The organism is Lactiplantibacillus sp. 7.2.4 (genome assembly GCF_018991185.1).
Lineage (GTDB): Bacteria > Bacillota > Bacilli > Lactobacillales > Lactobacillaceae > Lactiplantibacillus > Lactiplantibacillus pentosus.
This window is the reverse complement of sequence record NZ_JAGYGS010000020.1, coordinates 37,000-54,739: the sequence shown is the minus strand read 5'-3', so window position 1 is coordinate 54,739 and position 17,740 is coordinate 37,000. Positions and strand designations below refer to the sequence as shown.

The 17,740-nt window shown below is 45.1% G+C and carries 16 protein-coding genes and 2 other annotated features; of the genes, 12 read left to right on the top strand and 4 right to left on the bottom strand.

Annotation, left to right across the window (positions count from 1 at the left end):
* The first annotated feature begins 377 nt into the window (after positions 1-377).
* The 4 genes from KGF70_RS08410 to KGF70_RS08395 all read left to right on the top strand — a co-directional run bounded on the left by KGF70_RS08410 (position 378) and on the right by KGF70_RS08395 (position 5,722).
* Positions 378-1,430 (top strand): NAD(P)-dependent alcohol dehydrogenase, encoded by a 1,053-nt coding sequence (locus KGF70_RS08410; RefSeq protein WP_216768379.1) that lies wholly within the window; start codon positions 378-380, stop codon positions 1,428-1,430.
* 160 nt (positions 1,431-1,590) lie between these two features.
* Positions 1,591-1,805, top strand: a binding site (T-box leader).
* 88 nt (positions 1,806-1,893) lie between these two features.
* Positions 1,894-3,468 (top strand): peptide ABC transporter substrate-binding protein, encoded by a 1,575-nt coding sequence (locus KGF70_RS08405; RefSeq protein ID WP_216768378.1) that lies wholly within the window; start codon positions 1,894-1,896, stop codon positions 3,466-3,468.
* An 18-nt stretch (positions 3,469-3,486) separates the two neighbouring features.
* The gene (locus KGF70_RS08400) at positions 3,487-3,807 is read left to right on the top strand and encodes a thioredoxin family protein (RefSeq protein WP_105961841.1); all 321 of its coding nucleotides are present in this window, start codon (positions 3,487-3,489) and stop codon (positions 3,805-3,807) included.
* 1,333 nt (positions 3,808-5,140) lie between these two features.
* Entirely contained in the window at positions 5,141-5,722 is a 582-nt protein-coding gene (locus tag KGF70_RS08395; RefSeq protein ID WP_216768377.1) for an SdpI family protein, read from the top strand.
* 201 nt (positions 5,723-5,923) lie between these two features.
* Here the strand turns inward: KGF70_RS08395 and yidC are convergent, their stop codons facing one another.
* Together yidC and KGF70_RS08385 are read right to left on the bottom strand one after the other, a co-directional pair.
* Positions 5,924-6,853 carry a membrane protein insertase YidC gene (yidC, locus tag KGF70_RS08390; protein ID WP_216768376.1) on the bottom strand — a complete coding sequence of 310 codons (930 nt, stop codon included), beginning with the start codon at positions 6,851-6,853 and terminating at the stop codon, positions 5,924-5,926.
* A gap of 63 nt (positions 6,854-6,916) precedes the next feature.
* Positions 6,917-7,189 (bottom strand): acylphosphatase, encoded by a 273-nt coding sequence (locus KGF70_RS08385; RefSeq protein WP_003638559.1) that lies wholly within the window; start codon positions 7,187-7,189, stop codon positions 6,917-6,919.
* Between the two features lie 369 nt (positions 7,190-7,558).
* Between KGF70_RS08385 and KGF70_RS08380 the strand changes: the two genes are divergently transcribed.
* The 8 genes from KGF70_RS08380 to greA all read left to right on the top strand — a co-directional run bounded on the left by KGF70_RS08380 (position 7,559) and on the right by greA (position 16,021).
* The gene (locus KGF70_RS08380) at positions 7,559-8,326 is read left to right on the top strand and encodes an RNA methyltransferase (RefSeq protein WP_050338803.1); all 768 of its coding nucleotides are present in this window, start codon (positions 7,559-7,561) and stop codon (positions 8,324-8,326) included.
* A gap of 100 nt (positions 8,327-8,426) precedes the next feature.
* A complete protein-coding gene (locus tag KGF70_RS08375; RefSeq protein ID WP_003638561.1) occupies positions 8,427-8,936 on the top strand; it encodes an HD domain-containing protein in 510 nt (169 codons plus the stop codon).
* A 22-nt stretch (positions 8,937-8,958) separates the two neighbouring features.
* Entirely contained in the window at positions 8,959-9,318 is a 360-nt protein-coding gene (locus tag KGF70_RS08370; protein WP_021336421.1) for a helix-turn-helix domain-containing protein, read from the top strand.
* Between the two features lie 47 nt (positions 9,319-9,365).
* Positions 9,366-9,592, top strand: a binding site (T-box leader).
* A 53-nt stretch (positions 9,593-9,645) separates the two neighbouring features.
* A complete protein-coding gene (locus tag KGF70_RS08365) occupies positions 9,646-10,692 on the top strand; it encodes a phenylalanine--tRNA ligase subunit alpha (protein WP_003638563.1) in 1,047 nt (348 codons plus the stop codon).
* Positions 10,693-10,700: 8 nt separating this feature from the next.
* A complete protein-coding gene (gene pheT / locus KGF70_RS08360) occupies positions 10,701-13,118 on the top strand; it encodes a phenylalanine--tRNA ligase subunit beta (RefSeq protein WP_216768375.1) in 2,418 nt (805 codons plus the stop codon).
* A 457-nt stretch (positions 13,119-13,575) separates the two neighbouring features.
* A complete protein-coding gene (mltG, locus tag KGF70_RS08355; protein WP_216768373.1) occupies positions 13,576-14,781 on the top strand; it encodes an endolytic transglycosylase MltG in 1,206 nt (401 codons plus the stop codon).
* Between the two features lie 18 nt (positions 14,782-14,799).
* Positions 14,800-15,429 carry a uridine kinase gene (gene udk / locus KGF70_RS08350; RefSeq protein ID WP_003638566.1) on the top strand — a complete coding sequence of 210 codons (630 nt, stop codon included), beginning with the start codon at positions 14,800-14,802 and terminating at the stop codon, positions 15,427-15,429.
* Positions 15,430-15,538: 109 nt separating this feature from the next.
* Positions 15,539-16,021: a transcription elongation factor GreA gene (greA, locus tag KGF70_RS08345; RefSeq protein WP_003638567.1), complete on the top strand. Its 483-nt coding sequence runs from the start codon at positions 15,539-15,541 to the stop codon at positions 16,019-16,021.
* A 517-nt stretch (positions 16,022-16,538) separates the two neighbouring features.
* Here the strand turns inward: greA and KGF70_RS08340 are convergent.
* Positions 16,539-17,246, bottom strand: coding sequence for a hypothetical protein (locus KGF70_RS08340; protein WP_216768371.1), 708 nt, complete (start codon positions 17,244-17,246; stop codon positions 16,539-16,541).
* Entirely contained in the window at positions 17,247-17,702 is a 456-nt protein-coding gene (locus KGF70_RS08335; RefSeq protein WP_105961838.1) for a LytTR family DNA-binding domain-containing protein, read from the bottom strand.
* Between the last annotated feature and the right edge of the window lie 38 nt (positions 17,703-17,740).

Genomic DNA, 17,740 nt, shown 5'->3' with positions numbered 1-17,740 from the left:
AATAGATAGCTTTTTAGTATTGGTCGAAAGTCAATAGTAGACTTAAACTAAAGGTAGTCACAAAGAGGTGATGAATAATAGCAATACGTCGCAATACGTTTTGAAAATAGAGTCGTTGTAATTACAGGCGCGTCTAGCGGAATCGGTGCAGTGACGATCAGCTTCTTGGTGCGATAAGGTGCCAAATTTGTACTAGGTGTTCGTTCTGAAAATTAGCTAAAAGCTGTCGTTACTGATTTACCAACAGGTTGTGCTGTTCATAAAGTTACCGAAATTAGTCATTAGCACTAGAAGATATCACTGAGGCGTGTTGCAGTCACTGAATTATGATTTTGTATCAGAACATGAGATTTAAAAATCGAAAGTGAGGAAGGAAAATGGCAAGACCAGAAGTTAAGGCACTAGAAGCAACAGGATCAGATTTCAGCACCTTTCACCGTACGGTTATCAAACGTCGTGAGTTGCGGCCAGATGATGTTGCAATTGATATTAAGTATTGTGGTATTTGTCACTCAGATATTTCTATTGTCGAGGGGATAGATACGCTGTTTAAGCGTCCACTCGTTCCAGGTCATGAAATATCCGGGGTGGTTAGTGCCATTGGTCAGAATGTGAATAACTTTAAGGTCGGCGACAGAGTGGGTGTCGGTTGCTTTATTGATTCATGCGGTAAGTGTAAATATTGCAGGGCCGGCGAAGAACAGTTCTGTGAAAAGGGTGTTATTTCGGTATTTGTCGGTGACGATTATGATGGTAATCCTACAGAGGGTGGCTATTCCCAATCAATTATTGTGAAAGATCGGTTTGTTTTATCAATTCCTGATAAATTAGACTTAGCTGAAGCCAGTCCTTTGCTGTGCGCCGGTATCACGACCTATAATCCGTTGAAACGCTATGGCATCAAAGCAGGATCAAGAGTGGCTATTGTGGGCTTAGGTGGATTAGGTCATATCGCAACTCAATTTGCCAGCAAAATGGGTGCTGAGGTGACTGTGATTGGTCATTCTGAATCAAAGGCTGATGAAGCTAAACAATTTGGGGCTAAAGCCTACGAAATTCTTAAAACACCAGCAGATTTTGATCGTTTGAATGGCCATTTTGACTTTCTACTTAGTACTGTGGCGGTTAAGCTGGATTGGAATCAGTATTTCAAATTATTAGATGTTAAAGGGACTGCTTGCAGTGTCGGGTTGCCACTGGAGAATCAAGAATTCAGCTTGCAATCAATGTTTAATCGTCAAAATACATTAACAGTTTCCAATGTTGGTGGGATTGCATTAACTCAAGAAATGCTAAACTTTTCTGCAGAAAATGGGGTCCACCCCAAAATTGAAATGATTGGCATTGATGATGTCCCAACAGCATATGAACGAATCTTAAATAGTGACGTGCATTACCGGTTTGTCATTGACATGAGTACGCTAAATTAATAATTAATCAAATCCATAAAGTTAGCCAGAGGCTGTTACTGACGCTTTGTGGATTTTTAAAGCGATGATTGGTTTCCAAAAAAGATAAATCTTAGCCTATGCGAATCAGATAAGTTCAGGGTTGCATTCTTCGATACTTAACATTAATATTAAATTATAAAATTAAGCGATGATGAGAAGAGTAGCCAGGAATATAATTCAAAGCGACCATGGATAGTGAAAGCATGGAATTCGATGACTGGTGAAGATGAACTCGGAGCATCGTTTTGGTGAAAGCTGAAACTACGGCTGGTCTCGTTAACGACCATGTTGTAAGTTGGGCTATGTGCTAGTAGCTCAACAAAAGGTGGTACCGCGGGAAATCTCGTCCTTATGTTAAGGGCGGGATTATTTTTTTGACTGGAGGCGGAAATGTGAAAAAAGTGTATTGAAACTTAGTCTAATTGTTGGTGGGGCACTGCTAATGTTATCAGGATGTGGACACTCAAGTGGGGCTTCTAATCAAAATAAACGAACTTTGAATCTGATGCAGACAGCAACGCTCACGACACTGGACAGTACGAATCAAGAGACGCTACCTGAATTTAATACTTTGGTCAACACGACTGAAGGCCTTTATCGTTTGAACAGCAAGGATCAGCCAGTTCCCGCGATGGCGACTAAGATTGTTAAACCGACCAAAAACGGCACGCAATATGTCTTTCATATTCGAAAAAACGCCAAGTGGAGTAACGGGGATCCCGTTTTAGCAAGTGACTTTGAGTATGCTTGGAAGCGTGCGATGAATCCAGCTAACAAGCCAGTTTATACTTACATTTTTAGTGGTATCAAGAACGCGGATGCCATCAATAACGGAAAAAAGTCTTACAAGAGCTTGGGAATTAAGGCGATTGGAAAACGAACCTTACGAATTCAGTTAGATCACCCGATGACTTATTTTAACAAGCTTGTGACCGTACCGGTGTTCTTACCACAGGATGAAAAGTTTGTGACTAAAATCGGAACAGACAAGTATGGTACTAATTCGGCAACGACGGTTTCGAACGGTGCCTTTAAAGTGACCGGTTGGACTGGCTCTAACGATTCTTATGTCTTAAAACGAAACCAGTATTATTGGGACAAGCAGGCAATCAAATTACAACAGATTCGTTATCAAACCGTTAAGGATGCGAATACGGCACATAATTTGTTTGCTGATGGGAAGTTGGATGACGCGACTATCTCCGGTGTAACAGCAAAAAGTTTGCAGCATAATGCCAATGTCAAACATGTCGACCGCGCATGGACTTATTATTTACAAGTGAATCAACGTTCAGGTCAGCCGCTTCAGAATAAGAAATTAAGGCAAGCGCTCTCACTTGTTATCAATCGAAAACAACTGACCAAGACTGTTTTAGCGGACGGCTCAAAGCCGGCGTCGAGTTTTGTTAGCCCTGGAACTGCCGTTGACCCCACCACGAATCGTGATTTTAGTGCTGAGACTAGTTTCTCTACCAAGGTAGATATTGCCAAGGCCAGACAGTTATGGACTGCTGGCTTAAAAGAAGCCAACATCAAGGGAACGGTACACTTGACCTTGATTGGTGATGATCAGGATGTCACCAAAAACGTCGCGCAATTTGTTCAACAACAAGTGCAACAACATCTAAGTCATGTCCAAGTCAGCATTAAAAACGTTCCTGATAAAGGGTTGCAAAGTCTGAAAAGTAGTGGGAAGTTTGCGCTTAGTCAATGGTACTGGCTTGCAGATTTTGCCGATCCGATTAATTACTTGGGTGTGCTTCAGTCTACCAATAGTATGAACAGTGGTCAATTTAATGATAAAACTTATGACCGTCTGCTCACTCAGGCCAATCAAACGAGCAGTCAAACACAGTATTGGCAGTATTTAAGAAAGGCTGCCCAACGGTTACACAGTCAAGCAGGCTTAATTCCGTTATACTATGTTCGTGAAACACATCTGGTCAACCACAAATTGAAGGGTGTTGCTTATCATGTGGCTGGCGAAACCGACTATACTAGGGCATATTTTAAATGAAAAGGGAGTTCATAACTAATGAGAAAAGCTGAAACACAAACTAAAGATGAATTTTTGGAAAAACTTAGCGTCGGTCGTTTTATTATTTACTTCGGCGCTGACTGGTGCCGAGAATGCCAGTATATCCGTCCAAAGCTCCCGGCAATTGAAAATAACTTCTCACAGTATCGTTTCATCAAGGTAGACCGCGACGATAACACCCAGCTTTGTTTGGATCTAAATATTCGAGGCTTGCCAAGTTTTCTGGCGTTTAATGATGGTCAAGAAATCGGTCGATTTGTAAATGGTGATTTGAAGACACAACCAGAGATAGAAAGTTGGATCCGGCACTTAAAGTAACAACGTGATAAGGTCTCACCACAATTTAGCATTACACAGAAGCTTGTAAGAAGTTAGCTGGGATTGAGTAATATACGCGTTGTGCTAATTATGATTTAGCATTAAAAATGATTAAATCGTACCAGTTGGTGGATTCCTGTACGTCAGCCGATGCGCGCCTTAGTCCGACCTCCGGGGCCGGCTGACAACGCTGGAACAGGGCGGACATCGATTTGAACTCACGCAGAAACCCACTGCGCAATTTCAAATACGAGTCTTCTTCTAGTCCGGGAACCCCACCCGGACAAGAAGAATTTCGCCCTTGAACATTGTCCGCCAGCCCCTACAGTCGGGAACCCGCTCGAATGGCAGATGAACGGCCACCTATCTGGGTGTAATTGACCACTGTATATTAGGTGACCGGTCCTTCAGATAAAATCATAATCAGCAACGACGCTGATTTGTGGCACACGTAAATCCTGTGAAAACGGTCTAAAAATCATTGATAAGTATTACTGGTAACTAGCTTTAAAATTCACCGATAGTATTGCCTTGCATCTAGGATTCAAGGTTTGTAATCTCGGTCGACTAGAAAAGACAATAATGCTCAGTGATGCTATTGGTTTATAACGTTCAAATACAAGTTAGGATAACTTAGTGAAAATCAGTAGCTCACCCTACAGTTTGAATGCTAAAATAACCGTATGTTAAGAATCAATGACCAATCCATCAAAAAGTTGAGTGCGCACATGTCCGCCTTTCGAATACCATCCCAGGCAGGAAGGTATTCTGGGCAAGGCCCAGTGGTGAAATTTCACTTAGCAAGCGTTTTGTGCTTGGTTAGTGAAAGACCAGTATTTAAGACGTGATTTGTCGGCTTAAATCTGTGTCCACCACGTTCCGGCCATTGCCCAGAATGCCTGGAAGCCGGCATAGGAAGACGCCACCACTGCAAGTTTGCGGTAACTCACATTGTTTCCAGCGGGTCTCAGCTGGCAGCGCTTGAATTTAGAAAATAGAACGATTTAATCATGATTCATGACAAATTAACTAGCACAACGCGTAGTAACATATATTTTTTCTAAATCAACTAGTGCCGCATGTGAATTGCATGTAGCACTAGTTTTGTATTGTCACGCGATTTTACTTAGTAAGGATAATAACCAGACTAAGACAACATATACGCCTTACCAGCCAAACGCACTATAATCACCTTAGCTTAGTCAACCAGTGTCAAACAGCGGCTACCAGTGGGCTAAGTCAATTTTAAGCGTTGTCATTAAAACATTAATTTGAGGATGAAACGATACGAGTTACGACGGGCACGCGGCCCGGTGGAATGGGGGAATCACGAATGTTACCGAAAACATGGTATGCGCATTCAGCGTTAAAATGGTTGGTGCTGGTTAATTTTATTAATTTGCTGGTTTTATTCGCACGATATGTCGCTAGTTCACGCCCAGTTTGGACCATGAATAACATGACACTACTTAGCTTAACGGGGCTATTTCTAATCAGCTGTTTGCTTATTGTGAGCGGTTGGCGATTAAGTGTCAATCCGGCATTAGTGCAGTCTGGTCTGGACTTGAACTTAGTGGTGTTCTGCTATTTATTGTTGGTGGATTTCAATTTGATTGTCACGCCCGGTATTCTGACGATTGCGTTAATCGTCTCAATCGTCGGGGTGCCAGAAGCCTATGTGCCGCGTAATAATTTGATTGGGGTCCGTATTCCTTTGACTTTCGCGTCGGATGAAAACTGGCGGAAGACGAATGTGTTTGGTGCACGGCTGCTGACAGCGATGAGCTATTTGACGTTGCTATTCTTCGGTCGAGCCAATCAAGCATTGTTCTTCACCGTATTTCTGACCCTGCTGATATTGTCAACATTGGTTGTTTTTGGCTACTCTTATCGTTTAAGCCGGAAATTGTTGTAAAGGTGTGTGGAAGTAGTCAGGTCAGAGCAATGTCACGCAGAATTTCACGGTGCCGTACAAATTGGACCGATTGTTTGTACACTTATTTTCAGCTCAAGGGTAGGGCTGATCCGAATTACGACAAATAAAAAATCCGAGCCACAGAAATCATGTTGATTTCATGGCTCGGATTATTTTTTAAAACCAGTTTACAAACTGATGTTAGTGACGATGCCGTTGTTGTTTACCAGCATTCCGTCCGCAACCACCGTTGTTGTTACGTGGTCGGTTAGTTGGATGGGATTCCGTGGCCTTGACCGGCTTTGGTTGTGATGCAGCTGGCGTCGGCGTCTTGATTGGGTGTTTCTTGAGTTCAGCTTCCACTTCCCGGCGAATACGTGGTCGGAAGAAGTTGATAATCAAGGTTTGCAAGCAAGCAAACAACCCACCAACGAAGAAGTACAAGCCCAATCCAGCGGGTGCTGACATGGAGACGAACAAAATCATGACCGGACTCATGATCAGCATCAAGCGCATCGTTTTCTTTTGTTCTTCTGGCAAGCCAATCATGGATAAGTAACCTTGTGCCAGGTAAGACAAGAAGGCTAAAATCGCTAGGATCAAACTAGATTTCCCTAGTGAGATACCCATGAAGGTGGCTTTGGATAATTCAGGTGAGTAACGGATGGCATAATACAGCGCCGAGAAGATTGGTAATTGAATCAGCAGGGGCAGGCAGCCAATCCCACCCGTCATGCTAATGCCATTGTCACGATAGAGTTGCATCAATTCGTTACTGATGGCTGCTTTTTCTTCTTGTGTCTTCGCCGCTTTTTGCCGTTCCTGAATCTTAGTCATCTGTGGTCGAACGGCCGACATTTTTTCTTGTTGGTACGTCGACTTACGTTGTTGGTTAATCATCATTGGCAGTAGGACTAACCGCACGATGACAGTCAAACCGATGATGGCCCAGCCATAGTTGTTACCAAATAATTGTGAGAGCCATTCCATCACCGTTTGACCAGGTTTGGCTAAATAGTCGTAGACAAACCCGTATGGTTTACCAGATTTGGTCGTTTGCACACAGCCGCTCAAGAATAGCGCGAGCGTTCCCAGGGTGACCGTGAGCGTAAGGCCTTTTTTTGATTTCACTAGTTATTAATCCCCTTTGCAAAATTCATATAATGATGATGATACTAAAGATGTCGGGGGAATTCAATTGGTTATCCGAAAATCGTGATAGTTTTGTGGCTCGACTTCATGGACTTCGAGGTGCTTAACTTTGCCAAAATCAGTGGGCGACTGGCGGACAACGTCAATAAAGACTTGCACGCGCTGGTCTTCACCTTCTGCTTCAATAAACACGGAGCCGTCCATCAGATTGCGAACAATACCATTGACGCCGCATTTATCCGCTGCGACCTTGGTTGCCCACCGAAAGCCGACGCCCTGAACGCGACCGGTTGCTTTTAATGTGACTGCACGCATAAAATCACTTCCTCTTATTTTCTGCATTGTGAGTGGCTGGATGTGCGCTGAGACGAGCAAACGACCACTGAGTTTGCGACCGTTTGAGTCAAACTGGAATCCCGACAGACGGTAGATTTATCCGAAGCCGTTTGCATCCAAATGGACCAGGATGCGAGCTTCGTTGAATGCTGGCTTCTAAAACTGAGACGACTGACGGCAATTTAAACCTTAGTCATACCAGATTTTGAGCCGGCACCTGATTCAGCCGGCAACGCAATCGAAACCGCTCACAACAATCTTCACCCCTTATCATAGCATGGAACTAGTCATTCAGCGATATGCTATACTTGGAATCAATAACCTGCAGACAGGATGGGAAAGTTCAAAATGGAAAAAATAAATTCGTTACAAAACGCGCACGTCAAGGCGTGGAAAAAGTTACAGACGAAGAAGGGCCGCAAACAACAGGGCCAATATTTGTTGGACGGCTGGCACTTAGTCAATGAAGCAGTCAAAGCACACGTGGCCATTCAAACATTGCTGATTACGAGCAAACAGTTGGCGACTGAGCCGGATTTGACCCACTTTCCGGCGGTAATCGAAATTTCAGAGGAAGTCGCCAAGCATATTAGCGCGACCGTTACCCCCCAAGGCGTCTTTGCCGTAGCGACTTTACCAGCAGTCGTTGAAGATTTGGCCCAACTTGATTTGACACGCCCGTGGTTATTGTTGGACAACGTGCAAGATCCTGGTAATATTGGAACAATGGTCCGGACAGCGGATGCAGCGGGTTTTGCTGGTGTCGCTTTTGGGACTGGGACGGTTGACATTCATCAACCGAAAGTCGAACGATCGATGCAGGGCAGCCAATTTCACTTGCAACTAATTAGCACGGATTTAACGGCGTTAGTCGCACAATTGCAGGCACAGGGCGCACCGGTCTACGGTTCGGAACTGAACCCACAAGCGGCGCAATACTTAGATGTCGATGCGCCAGCCGCCTTTGGCTTGATTATGGGCAACGAAGGTAATGGGATGAGTCCAGAATTGTTGGCACAAACAGACCAAAATTTATATATTCCAATCAAAGGACAAGCTGAGTCACTGAACGTTGCAGTAGCGGCGGGAATCTTGATGTTTGGTTTGTATCGCTGACTTACATTTAGTAAGAAAATGCTAAAATCCAGGTAAAATACTTTCAAATTCACTTACTTTTTAGTAGAATATCCGTAGATATTAGCAAAGGGAGCTTTTGATGAAAACTAATAATGCGTGGCAACAAGATTCCGAATACGTGGCAATTGTCGAAGATTTATTAGCACAGCCAGCTGTTCAGCGGTTAGCTGAATTCACACAACACCACCATTCGAATCGATTGGATCATTCGATTGCAGTTTCATATGATAGTTATGTTTTAGCGAAGAAATGGCATCTTAATACGACGGCAGTGGCGCGTGGTGGATTATTGCATGATTTGTTTTATTATGACTGGCGTGAAACCAAGTTTGATCTCGGATCACACGCATTCATCCATCCACGGGTTGCGTTACGTAACGCCGAGAAGTTGACGAAATTGACGCCAATGGAAAAGGATATCATTTTGAAGCATATGTTCGGCGCAACGTTAGCGATGCCGAAATATCGGGAAAGTTTGCTCGTCTCTTTGGTTGATGATTATGAAGCAGAACATGAATTTTTTGGACCATTACGTATGAAGGTGGCCAAACAACTAGATCGGTTCCGAGGCAAGGTCTCCGCCGGTTAATTCAATAATTGGGGGTCATTGCATGTCAGAAATGCTAGCTGACACGGTAACAGAATCCAACGTGGATTTTGAGCTGTGTCCAAAATTTGAAAAGACGTTTTCAATTCTAGGTAAGAAGTGGAATGGACTGATTATCGACGTTTTACTTGAGGATGGGCCGCAACGGTTTAAGAACCTGGCACGGCGGATTCCTAAGTGCAGCGATCGGGTCTTGGTCGTTCGCTTAAAGGAATTGGAAGAAAACGGCATTGTTAGTCGGGTCACGCATTGTGATTCGGCACTGATCGAGTACCGTTTGACCACTAAGGGTCAGGATTTACGGCAAGTGATGGATACGGTTCATGACTGGTCGGATAAGTGGTTTAGTCCAGCTGAATCCTAATCACGGGGTTGACGTGCTGGTAACTTTGCCATAAACTGACAATGTAGATAAAAGCCTTGACGAGAAATAGTAGTTGATTATGGCGTCACAGGGACGGGTGTCACCGATTGAAAGCACCCCGACGACCAAGATTAATGAATTCACTCTCCGAGCTGAAATTGGGCGTTTGTGAAAACAAATAATTTTCCGGTATCCCGACCGTTATGACGGGTATGAGTGTGTGTCGCTTCGGCGATGCAAACAAGGGTGGTACCGCGATGACCTCGTCCCTTTTTTGGGATGGGGTCTTTTTTTGTCCACAACGTGATTATAAATTGGAGGTAGCATATGAGTTTACAAGATCGATTAACCGAATTACGCGATCAAGGCTTGGCTGATATTAAATCAGCTGACGTTTTGAAGAAGGTTAACCAAGTTAAAGTTGATTTGCTTGGGAAAAAAGGACCAATTACGGAAGTTTTGCGTGGGATGCGCGACTTGAGTCCAGAAGAACGGCCTAAGGTTGGGGCCTATGCCAACCAAGTTCGTGACCGTCTGCAAGCTGCAATTGACGAACGCCGAGAAGAACTTGAACAAGCAGCAGTCAATAAGCAATTGGCCGCTGAAAAGTTAGATGTGACCTTGCCAGGTCGTGAAGTCCCACAAGGACAACCACACGTGATTACGCAAATTATCACCCAATTGGAAGACCTGTTCATGGGCATGGGTTACCAAATCGTTGATGGTGATGAAGTTGAAGAGGATTACTATAACTTTGAACGCTTGAATTTACCAAAGGACCATCCCGCACGTGATATGCAGGATACCTTTTACATTACCAAGGACGTGCTCTTGCGGACGCAAACTTCTGCGGACCAACCACGTTCACTTGAAAATCATGATTTCTCAAAGGGCCCGTTAAAAGTGCTCTCACCAGGCCGCGTTTATCGGCGTGACACGGATGATGCGACCCATTCCCATCAATTCCATCAGATTGAAGGGCTAGTAGTCGATAAGCATATCACGATGGCTGACTTGAAAGGTACCTTGATTTTAGTTGCCAAAACGTTGTTTGGTGACCAGTTTGATGTACGGCTGCGGCCAAGCTTCTTCCCATTCACGGAACCGTCCGTTGAAGCTGATGTGACCTGCTTCAACTGTAACGGCAAGGGCTGTGCCATCTGTAAGCAAACGGGTTGGATCGAAGTCTTAGGCGCAGGGATGGTGCATCCCCACGTGTTAGAAATGTCTGGCATTGATCCTGAAGAATACGGTGGCTTTGCCTTTGGTCTCGGACCAGACCGGTTTGCAATGCTGAAGTACGGTGTTGACGATATCCGCAATTTCTATCTCAATGATGTGCGGTTCTTGTCACAGTTCTATAAGAAAGGTTAGGCGTTCACATGAGAATTTCTACGACATGGTTACGCGATTATTTGAAGCTGGACATTCCAGTCGATGAATTAGCAGAAAAAATTGAACGGACGGCCGTTGAAGTTGACGGTGTGATTCGTCCGAGCGAAGGCTTGAAAAAAGTCGTGGTGGGGCATGTATTGACGTGTGAACCCCATCCAGACTCCGACCACCTGCACGTTTGTCAGGTTGACGTCGGTGAAGACGACCCCTTGCAAATCGTCTGTGGTGCACCCAACGTCGCTGCGGGTGAGAAGGTCATCGTTGCTTTACCTAATTCTTGGATCGGTGGACACACCAAGATCAAGAAGAGCAAGATGCGCGGGGTACCGTCAAACGGGATGTTGTGCGCGTTAGACGAATTAGGCTTTGATGAAAAATTAGTGCCTAAGGAAGTCGCAGATGGTATCTTTATTTTGCCAGCTGATGCCACACCGGGTGAACCAGTCTTCTCATACCTGGGAATGGACGATGAGATCATCGATATGTCAGTGACGCCTAATCGCGGTGACATGCTGAGTATGAACGGGACGGCCCATGAACTGGCAGCGATTTACGACCAACAACCAACGATGCTAACGGTCGACTTGCATGAAGACACGGCTCATCCTGCCGCAGACGCATTGCAGGTTCGTGTTGATGCGGATGAACATGACGTGCCAATGTATAAGATGCGTCTGATTCAGAATGTCACGATCAAACCAAGTCCACTATGGCTTCAGATTCGCATCTGGAATGCTGGTATGCGGCCAATCAACAACGTGGTCGATGCCACCAACTACATTTTGATGCAATACGGTCAACCGCTACATGCCTTTGATTTTGACCAATTAAACAACGGTCACATCAACGTGCGGTTAGCCAAAGCCGGGGAACATTTGACGACCCTCGACGGCGAAGACCGCGAATTGTTGCCAACCGATTTATTGATTTGTAGTGACGACCAACCGATCTGTTTGGCAGGGACGATGGGTGGCTTGGATACCGAAGTAACGGATCAAACTACGACGATCGCCCTTGAAGGGGCCGTGTTTGATGCAGTTAAGATTCGTAAAACTGCGCATAACCACGACTTGCATAGTGAAGCCTCGATGCGGTATGAACGCGGCATTGACCACGGTATGACTGCGACGGCCTTGGATGCCGCCGCTGCGATGATTGCTGAATTAGGCGACGGAACGGTTGCTAGTGGCATGGTGATTGGACGCGATGAAGACGTTCAACCTGAAACGGTCAAAATTGATTTGGCTCGTATCAACCATGTTTTAGGTACTGAGTTGTCCCTCGAAACGGTTGCTGACATTTTCAAACGCCTCGATTTCCCAACGACCGTTGATGGCGAGACCTTCACGGTGACGATTCCTTCACGGCGGTGGGATATTCATATTCCAGCTGACTTGATTGAAGAAGTCGCTCGGCTTTATGGTTATGATAACTTGCCAGCTACCTTACCAACTGGTCAACCAACGATTGGTAAACTCAATGAGACGCAACAAGTGATTCGGGATTCACGCAAGTTAATGGAAAGTGCCGGCTTGACGCAAGCCATCAGTTATTCACTGACGACTGAAGCCAAAGCGCGTGCCTTTGCGTTACATGCTAGTGATGTGACCAAGCTGGACTTCCCAATGAGTTCAGAACGTACGACGCTGCGGTTGAGCCTGGTTTCTGGCTTGTTAGATGACTTAGCTTACAACAATGCTCGTAAAGAACATAATGTGGCGTTATACGAAGAAGGACGCGTCTTCTACAGCCAACCTGAGGAAGTCCGGCCTAAGGAAATTGAACACATTGCGGGTGCCATTACTGGTTCGATGGTTCAAAAGAGTTGGGGCGTGGCCGAACAGCCCGTTGATTTCTTCCAAATTAAAGGTATCGTGGCAGGCTACTTGAAGTCATTAGCCTTACAAGATGCTGTGAGTTACGTCGCAACGACTGACCATCCAGAGATGCACCCTGGTCGGACCGCTGACATCTATGTTGGTGATCAATTGGTTGGGTTCGTTGGCGAAGTTCACCCAACGACGGCTAAGGCTTACAAGATTCGTGAAACGTACGTCTTTGAATTGGATTTGACGGCGCTGATTGCCTTACCAAAGGCGCGGCAACAATATCAACCAATTTCGAAGTTCCCAAGTATCACGCGTGACGTGGCGATGTTGATCGATGATGATGTCACCAACGCTGCGGTAGTTGCCTTGATCAACAAGAAGGGCGGCGCACACTTGCGGCAAGTACAGCTGTTTGATGTTTATCATGGCAGCCACGTACCAGCGGGCAAGAAGTCGTTGGCCTACACGTTGACGTATCAAGACCAGAATGCCACTTTGGTCGATGATGACGTCACGACTGCTTTTGAAAAAGTGCTGAATGCACTGACAGATGAACTCGGTGCCGAGATTCGTTAGTTAGCTGCTCAAGCGATGAAACGCCGAATGATTTAAGGTCATTCGGCGTTTCGTGATTCAGGAGAACGTATTCCGATGGTTAAGTTGGCATGAAGGATCCGTCACCTAATATTCAATGGTTAATTGTACCTAAATAGGTGGCTGTTCATTTGCCATTCGGCCGGCTTCCCGACTGGAGGGGGTGGCTGACAATGCTCAGTAGCCAAATTATTCTTAGTCGGAAGTGGGCTACTTTCGGCTTACGTTCCAGCAATTGTCAGCCAGCCCCGGAGGTCGGAATAGAACGACGCGCTTGGCTGACAAACAGTAATTCGGCTAAATGGCACCTTTCAATCATCGTTAATACCCAATAATAACGAGCACAACACAGGTGCAGAACCTAAAAAAATATAAAACTAGTCGCGAACTAGTGCAAACTGGGCGTCAGTTTTGTATAATTGATAGGATTAATCAATAAATGGAGGGGCGAGTCTTGAATAACAACCAGGATAACCAGGATCAAAAAGATCAAAATGATCAACAGGATCATGGGGTAAGTGAGCCAAATCGTGTCGATCAAAAAGAACGTAAAAAGTTCTCCAAGCGCGTTATTGGTGGTGTCGTTGGTATCTTAATCGCGTTGTTAGTCATTATCGGGGTGCTGGGGTACCGGTATTTTGATAATGCAACGCAACCTTACAATAGCAAGGATAATCGGGTCGTCCAAGTTGATATCCCGTACGGCGCAAGTAGTAAGAAGATTGCCGATATCCTCCAGCGTGACAAAGTGATCAAGAGTGGCTTTGTGTTTGAATATTGGACCAAAGCGCATAACTTGTCGAACTTCCACGCCGGCTATTATCAGTTGAAGCCATCAATGTCGCTGTCGCAAATTGCGAAGGCACTGAACAAGGGTGGTTCATCTGAACCACTGCAAAGTTCCAGCGGTAAGGTCTTAATTGTCGAAGGTAGTCAGATTAAGACGATTGCCAAGACGGTTCAGAAGCAAACTGACTTCACGTCGGCAGAATTTTTTGCCTTGATGAAGAATGAAACATTCATCAAATCATTGGCTAAGAAATATCCGCAACTGTTGGGCTCAGCGATGAGTGCTAAAAAAGTACGTTATCGCCTTGAAGGCTACTTGTTCCCTGCAACTTACGTGGTGGGTAAGAAGACCACGTTGAAGCAGTTAGTCACCCAAATGGTTTCTAAGACTAATGACGAGCTAGAACCATACTATGCGAAGATCAAGAAGTCGAAGATGTCCGTGCAAGAAGTGATGACGTTAGCTTCATTGGTTGAGCGTGAAGGTAGTACGACGAAGGATCGCCGTTTGATTGCGGGTGTCTTCTTGAATCGATTAGCCGCTAAATGGCGACTTGATTCAGATATTTCCGTGTTCTATGCGATTAATTCTAACAAGTCGACGTTAACGAACAAGGACTTGCAAAATGATTCACCATATAACTTGCGACTACACTTGGGTTACGGCCCTGGACCATTCAACAGTCCAAGCTTGACTTCAATCAAGGCTGTGCTTGATCCAGCGCAACGTAGCAAGGGTTACATGTACTTTGTCGCTGATTTGAAGACCGGTGACGTCTACTACGCGAAGACCGCAGCTGGGCATGCAGCAAATATCAAAAAGGTTTCGAAACACAACGAAGCCGCTGAAAAATAAGAATGAGGCGACACTTAAATGACGGAAAATAAACATCGCCGCCCCGTAGTCATCGGGGTAACGGGTGGTTCAGGTAGTGGCAAAACGACGGTTAGTAACGCAATCTACAATCAATTATCTGGTCAATCATTGCTGATTTTACAGCAAGATTCATACTACAATGACCAGAGTGAGATGACGATGGCCGAGCGCCACGCTGTCAACTACGACCATCCCTTGGCCTTTGACACTGATTTGATGATTAAGCAAATCAAGCAGTTACTAGATTATCAACCGATTGAAAAGCCGGTTTATGATTATGAACAATACACGCGGAGCGCGAAGACGATTCATCAAGAACCGCGTGATGTGATTATCGTGGAAGGCGTGCTGATTTTAGATGACCAACGTCTCCGTGATTTGATGGATATTAAGGTGTTCGTTGATACCGACGATGATATTCGAATCATTCGTCGGATCCAGCGCGATATTAAGGAACGTGGCCGAACCCTTGATTCAGTTATTAATCAGTATCTAGCAACGGTAAAACCGATGTATCATCAGTTTGTGGAGCCAACCAAGCGTTACGCGGACTTAATTGTCCCTGAAGGTGGGGAAAATGAAGTCGCGATTGACTTGCTGACGACTAAGGTCCGTTCTATTTTATAAAAATAACGTCTAAACCAGCACCATTTCGAATTTTAACGTTTACATTTAAAATTCGAAATGGTAGGCTGGTTTTTGATAACTATATTTTCTATTCGAGGAGTGAAACACATTGGCTGAAGAAAAAACATATCCAATGACAGAAGAAGGGAAGGTCAAGCTTGAAAAGGAGCTTGAAGACCTTCGGATTAACCAACGTCCAGAAATTATCAACCGGATCAAGATTGCTCGGAGTTACGGCGACTTATCCGAAAATTCTGAATACGAATCTGCTAAGAATGAACAGAGTTTGTTAGAAAACCGGATCAAGACGGTTGAACACATGCTTCAATACGCTGAAATCATTGATAGCGATAAGATTGATGAAACTGAAGTCTCAGTTGGTAAGATTGTGACTTTCAAAGAATTGCCGGATGAAGAACCAGAATCATATACCATCGTGGGTGCCGCTGAAGCAGACCCAATGGTGGGTAAGATTTCAAACGACTCACCAATTGCCAAGGGTCTAATTGGTCACCACGTCGATGAAGAAGTGGCCATCAATATCCCTGCTGGTACGATGACGGTCAAGATTTTAAAAGTTGAAAACGCGTAATTAATGCGTAAAATTCCCAGTGCAAGCCAATGATTGGCGGGCACTGGGAATTTTTTTGACTCGGGAACCAAAAGATCAGAATAAGCGGCTAACAGTTATTCTGGTCGCATATGAATGAAGCGTTAGTGACGAAACGACCGCCTAGCACAGATAAGTCTGTACGAGGCGGTCGTAATTGTAGAATAATGCTCTGGACTGTTTGTCTGGATGCTTGGTACATGCAACTTACTCAAAAAAGCGGGCACGAAAATTAGTTGGTAATCGCAATATTCCGTTGTATCAAGACTTTTTGCCAACTGAAATTCTGCATCAGTTCGATTGAATCACTGAAGAATCAGTTACTAATTGTCGGTTTTAACCCCAAAAGCGACTAGCATAGCCTCAATGAAAATTGTTCGAGCACGTATCGGTTAGCTTGATTAATGTTATCTCTAACGCCTACCAGTAGGATCTTACGTGTGCTAGCTAGCGAACGTAAGCTCACCGTTTTATTCATGAAGCCAGATCAAGGAACGAGCTAGATATAAATAATTCGTAATTCACCCAGCGAGACGCTCCCGTTGATTGTCACACCTGGCCCAGCTGTTAAGGGGGTGCCTTCAGTGGAGACGTGGCCCATTGAATTGCTGATAGCTTCTTGGACTTGCCAAGTTTTTGGTAGGTAGAGTTCCAAACTCCCTAGTGAGACATCGACTGAAATTGTGGCTTGGTTGTCTTGGATATTGACATCATCGAAGTAGACTTTGGCCCCAGCCATTGAGACGTCTAAGGTTGCTGACTTGAAATGCTCGCTGTGAATGTAGCGGATACTGTTGCCCAGCGAGATATCCAGATTGACGTGGTCGTCATTGATGGTCCCGACGTTCTCTTCGGTGTCTCGATGATGCTCATGATGGTGATAATGGCTACGATGATAACGATAGTACCGGGGACGAATCAACATGCTGAGCCCAATACTAAGCAGGAGGGCGGCGCCTAGAATCGTCCAAGGCACTAACCGTGTAATGCCCAGTGGCCGGGCATAGATGATGGTGAGAAACGCCACTGAGAAGACGATTCCGGACATGTTTAAGTATCGTAAACTACTTCCTAAGCAGGCGACCAGAATCAAGGTGAAGAAGACGGTCAACAGGCTGAGATGATAACTGAACAGGCCCAGTTGGCTGGTGATTAGAATCACCGCACTTGCAATCAGGAAGATCGGCCAAAACCAATTTTTTCGCATTTATAACAGTCCTTTCTGTTCAAGCCGATACTTCAGAGGGGAATAGTATCGACGTGAGGCATACAATTGTTTGGGAGAATCGTGAAACGCAATCAGGTTGCCAGTCAACGTTTTCGTTAGGGCATAAACTTGGTGGGTGTTCACGATGGCGGATTTTGAGACTCGCATGAATTCGCTGGGCAATTTGTCACCAACCGCAGTTAGGGAGTGGTTGACGCGGTAGACACCGGTACGCGTATGCGCCGCGACCTGGTGACCCGTGGCTTCGATAAATAGGATGTCGGTGACTGGCAGTTGAATTAACTGACCACGTTGTGAAACGGTTAACGTAACCACCGCCGAGACTAGATTTTCTAATGCCGCCACCAACGCATCAGAATCAGGATAGTCATCAGGAATTTCTAACGTGATCCTGGGCACGTCGATTTCTGAGTTCTGGATAAGATGCACCTTCATGGGTTTCACCTCCTTGAGTAATCTAAGTACACCACAAA

Bases quoted from the DNA above. Each gene is read 5' to 3' on its own strand.
- KGF70_RS08410 (WP_216768379.1), top strand. From the start codon at position 378: ATGGCAAGACCAGAAGTTAAGGCACTAGAAGCAACAGGATCAGATTTC.
- KGF70_RS08405 (WP_216768378.1), top strand. From the start codon at position 1,894: ATGTTATCAGGATGTGGACACTCAAGTGGGGCTTCTAATCAAAATAAA.
- KGF70_RS08400 (WP_105961841.1), top strand. From the start codon at position 3,487: ATGAGAAAAGCTGAAACACAAACTAAAGATGAATTTTTGGAAAAACTT.
- KGF70_RS08395 (WP_216768377.1), top strand. From the start codon at position 5,141: ATGTTACCGAAAACATGGTATGCGCATTCAGCGTTAAAATGGTTGGTG.
- KGF70_RS08385 (WP_003638559.1), bottom strand. From the start codon at position 7,189: ATGCGTGCAGTCACATTAAAAGCAACCGGTCGCGTTCAGGGCGTCGGC.
- KGF70_RS08380 (WP_050338803.1), top strand. From the start codon at position 7,559: ATGGAAAAAATAAATTCGTTACAAAACGCGCACGTCAAGGCGTGGAAA.
- KGF70_RS08375 (WP_003638561.1), top strand. From the start codon at position 8,427: ATGAAAACTAATAATGCGTGGCAACAAGATTCCGAATACGTGGCAATT.
- KGF70_RS08370 (WP_021336421.1), top strand. From the start codon at position 8,959: ATGTCAGAAATGCTAGCTGACACGGTAACAGAATCCAACGTGGATTTT.
- KGF70_RS08365 (WP_003638563.1), top strand. From the start codon at position 9,646: ATGAGTTTACAAGATCGATTAACCGAATTACGCGATCAAGGCTTGGCT.
- pheT (WP_216768375.1), top strand. From the start codon at position 10,701: ATGAGAATTTCTACGACATGGTTACGCGATTATTTGAAGCTGGACATT.
- mltG (WP_216768373.1), top strand. From the start codon at position 13,576: ATGGAGGGGCGAGTCTTGAATAACAACCAGGATAACCAGGATCAAAAA.
- udk (WP_003638566.1), top strand. From the start codon at position 14,800: ATGACGGAAAATAAACATCGCCGCCCCGTAGTCATCGGGGTAACGGGT.
- KGF70_RS08340 (WP_216768371.1), bottom strand. From the start codon at position 17,246: ATGCGAAAAAATTGGTTTTGGCCGATCTTCCTGATTGCAAGTGCGGTG.
- KGF70_RS08335 (WP_105961838.1), bottom strand. From the start codon at position 17,702: ATGAAGGTGCATCTTATCCAGAACTCAGAAATCGACGTGCCCAGGATC.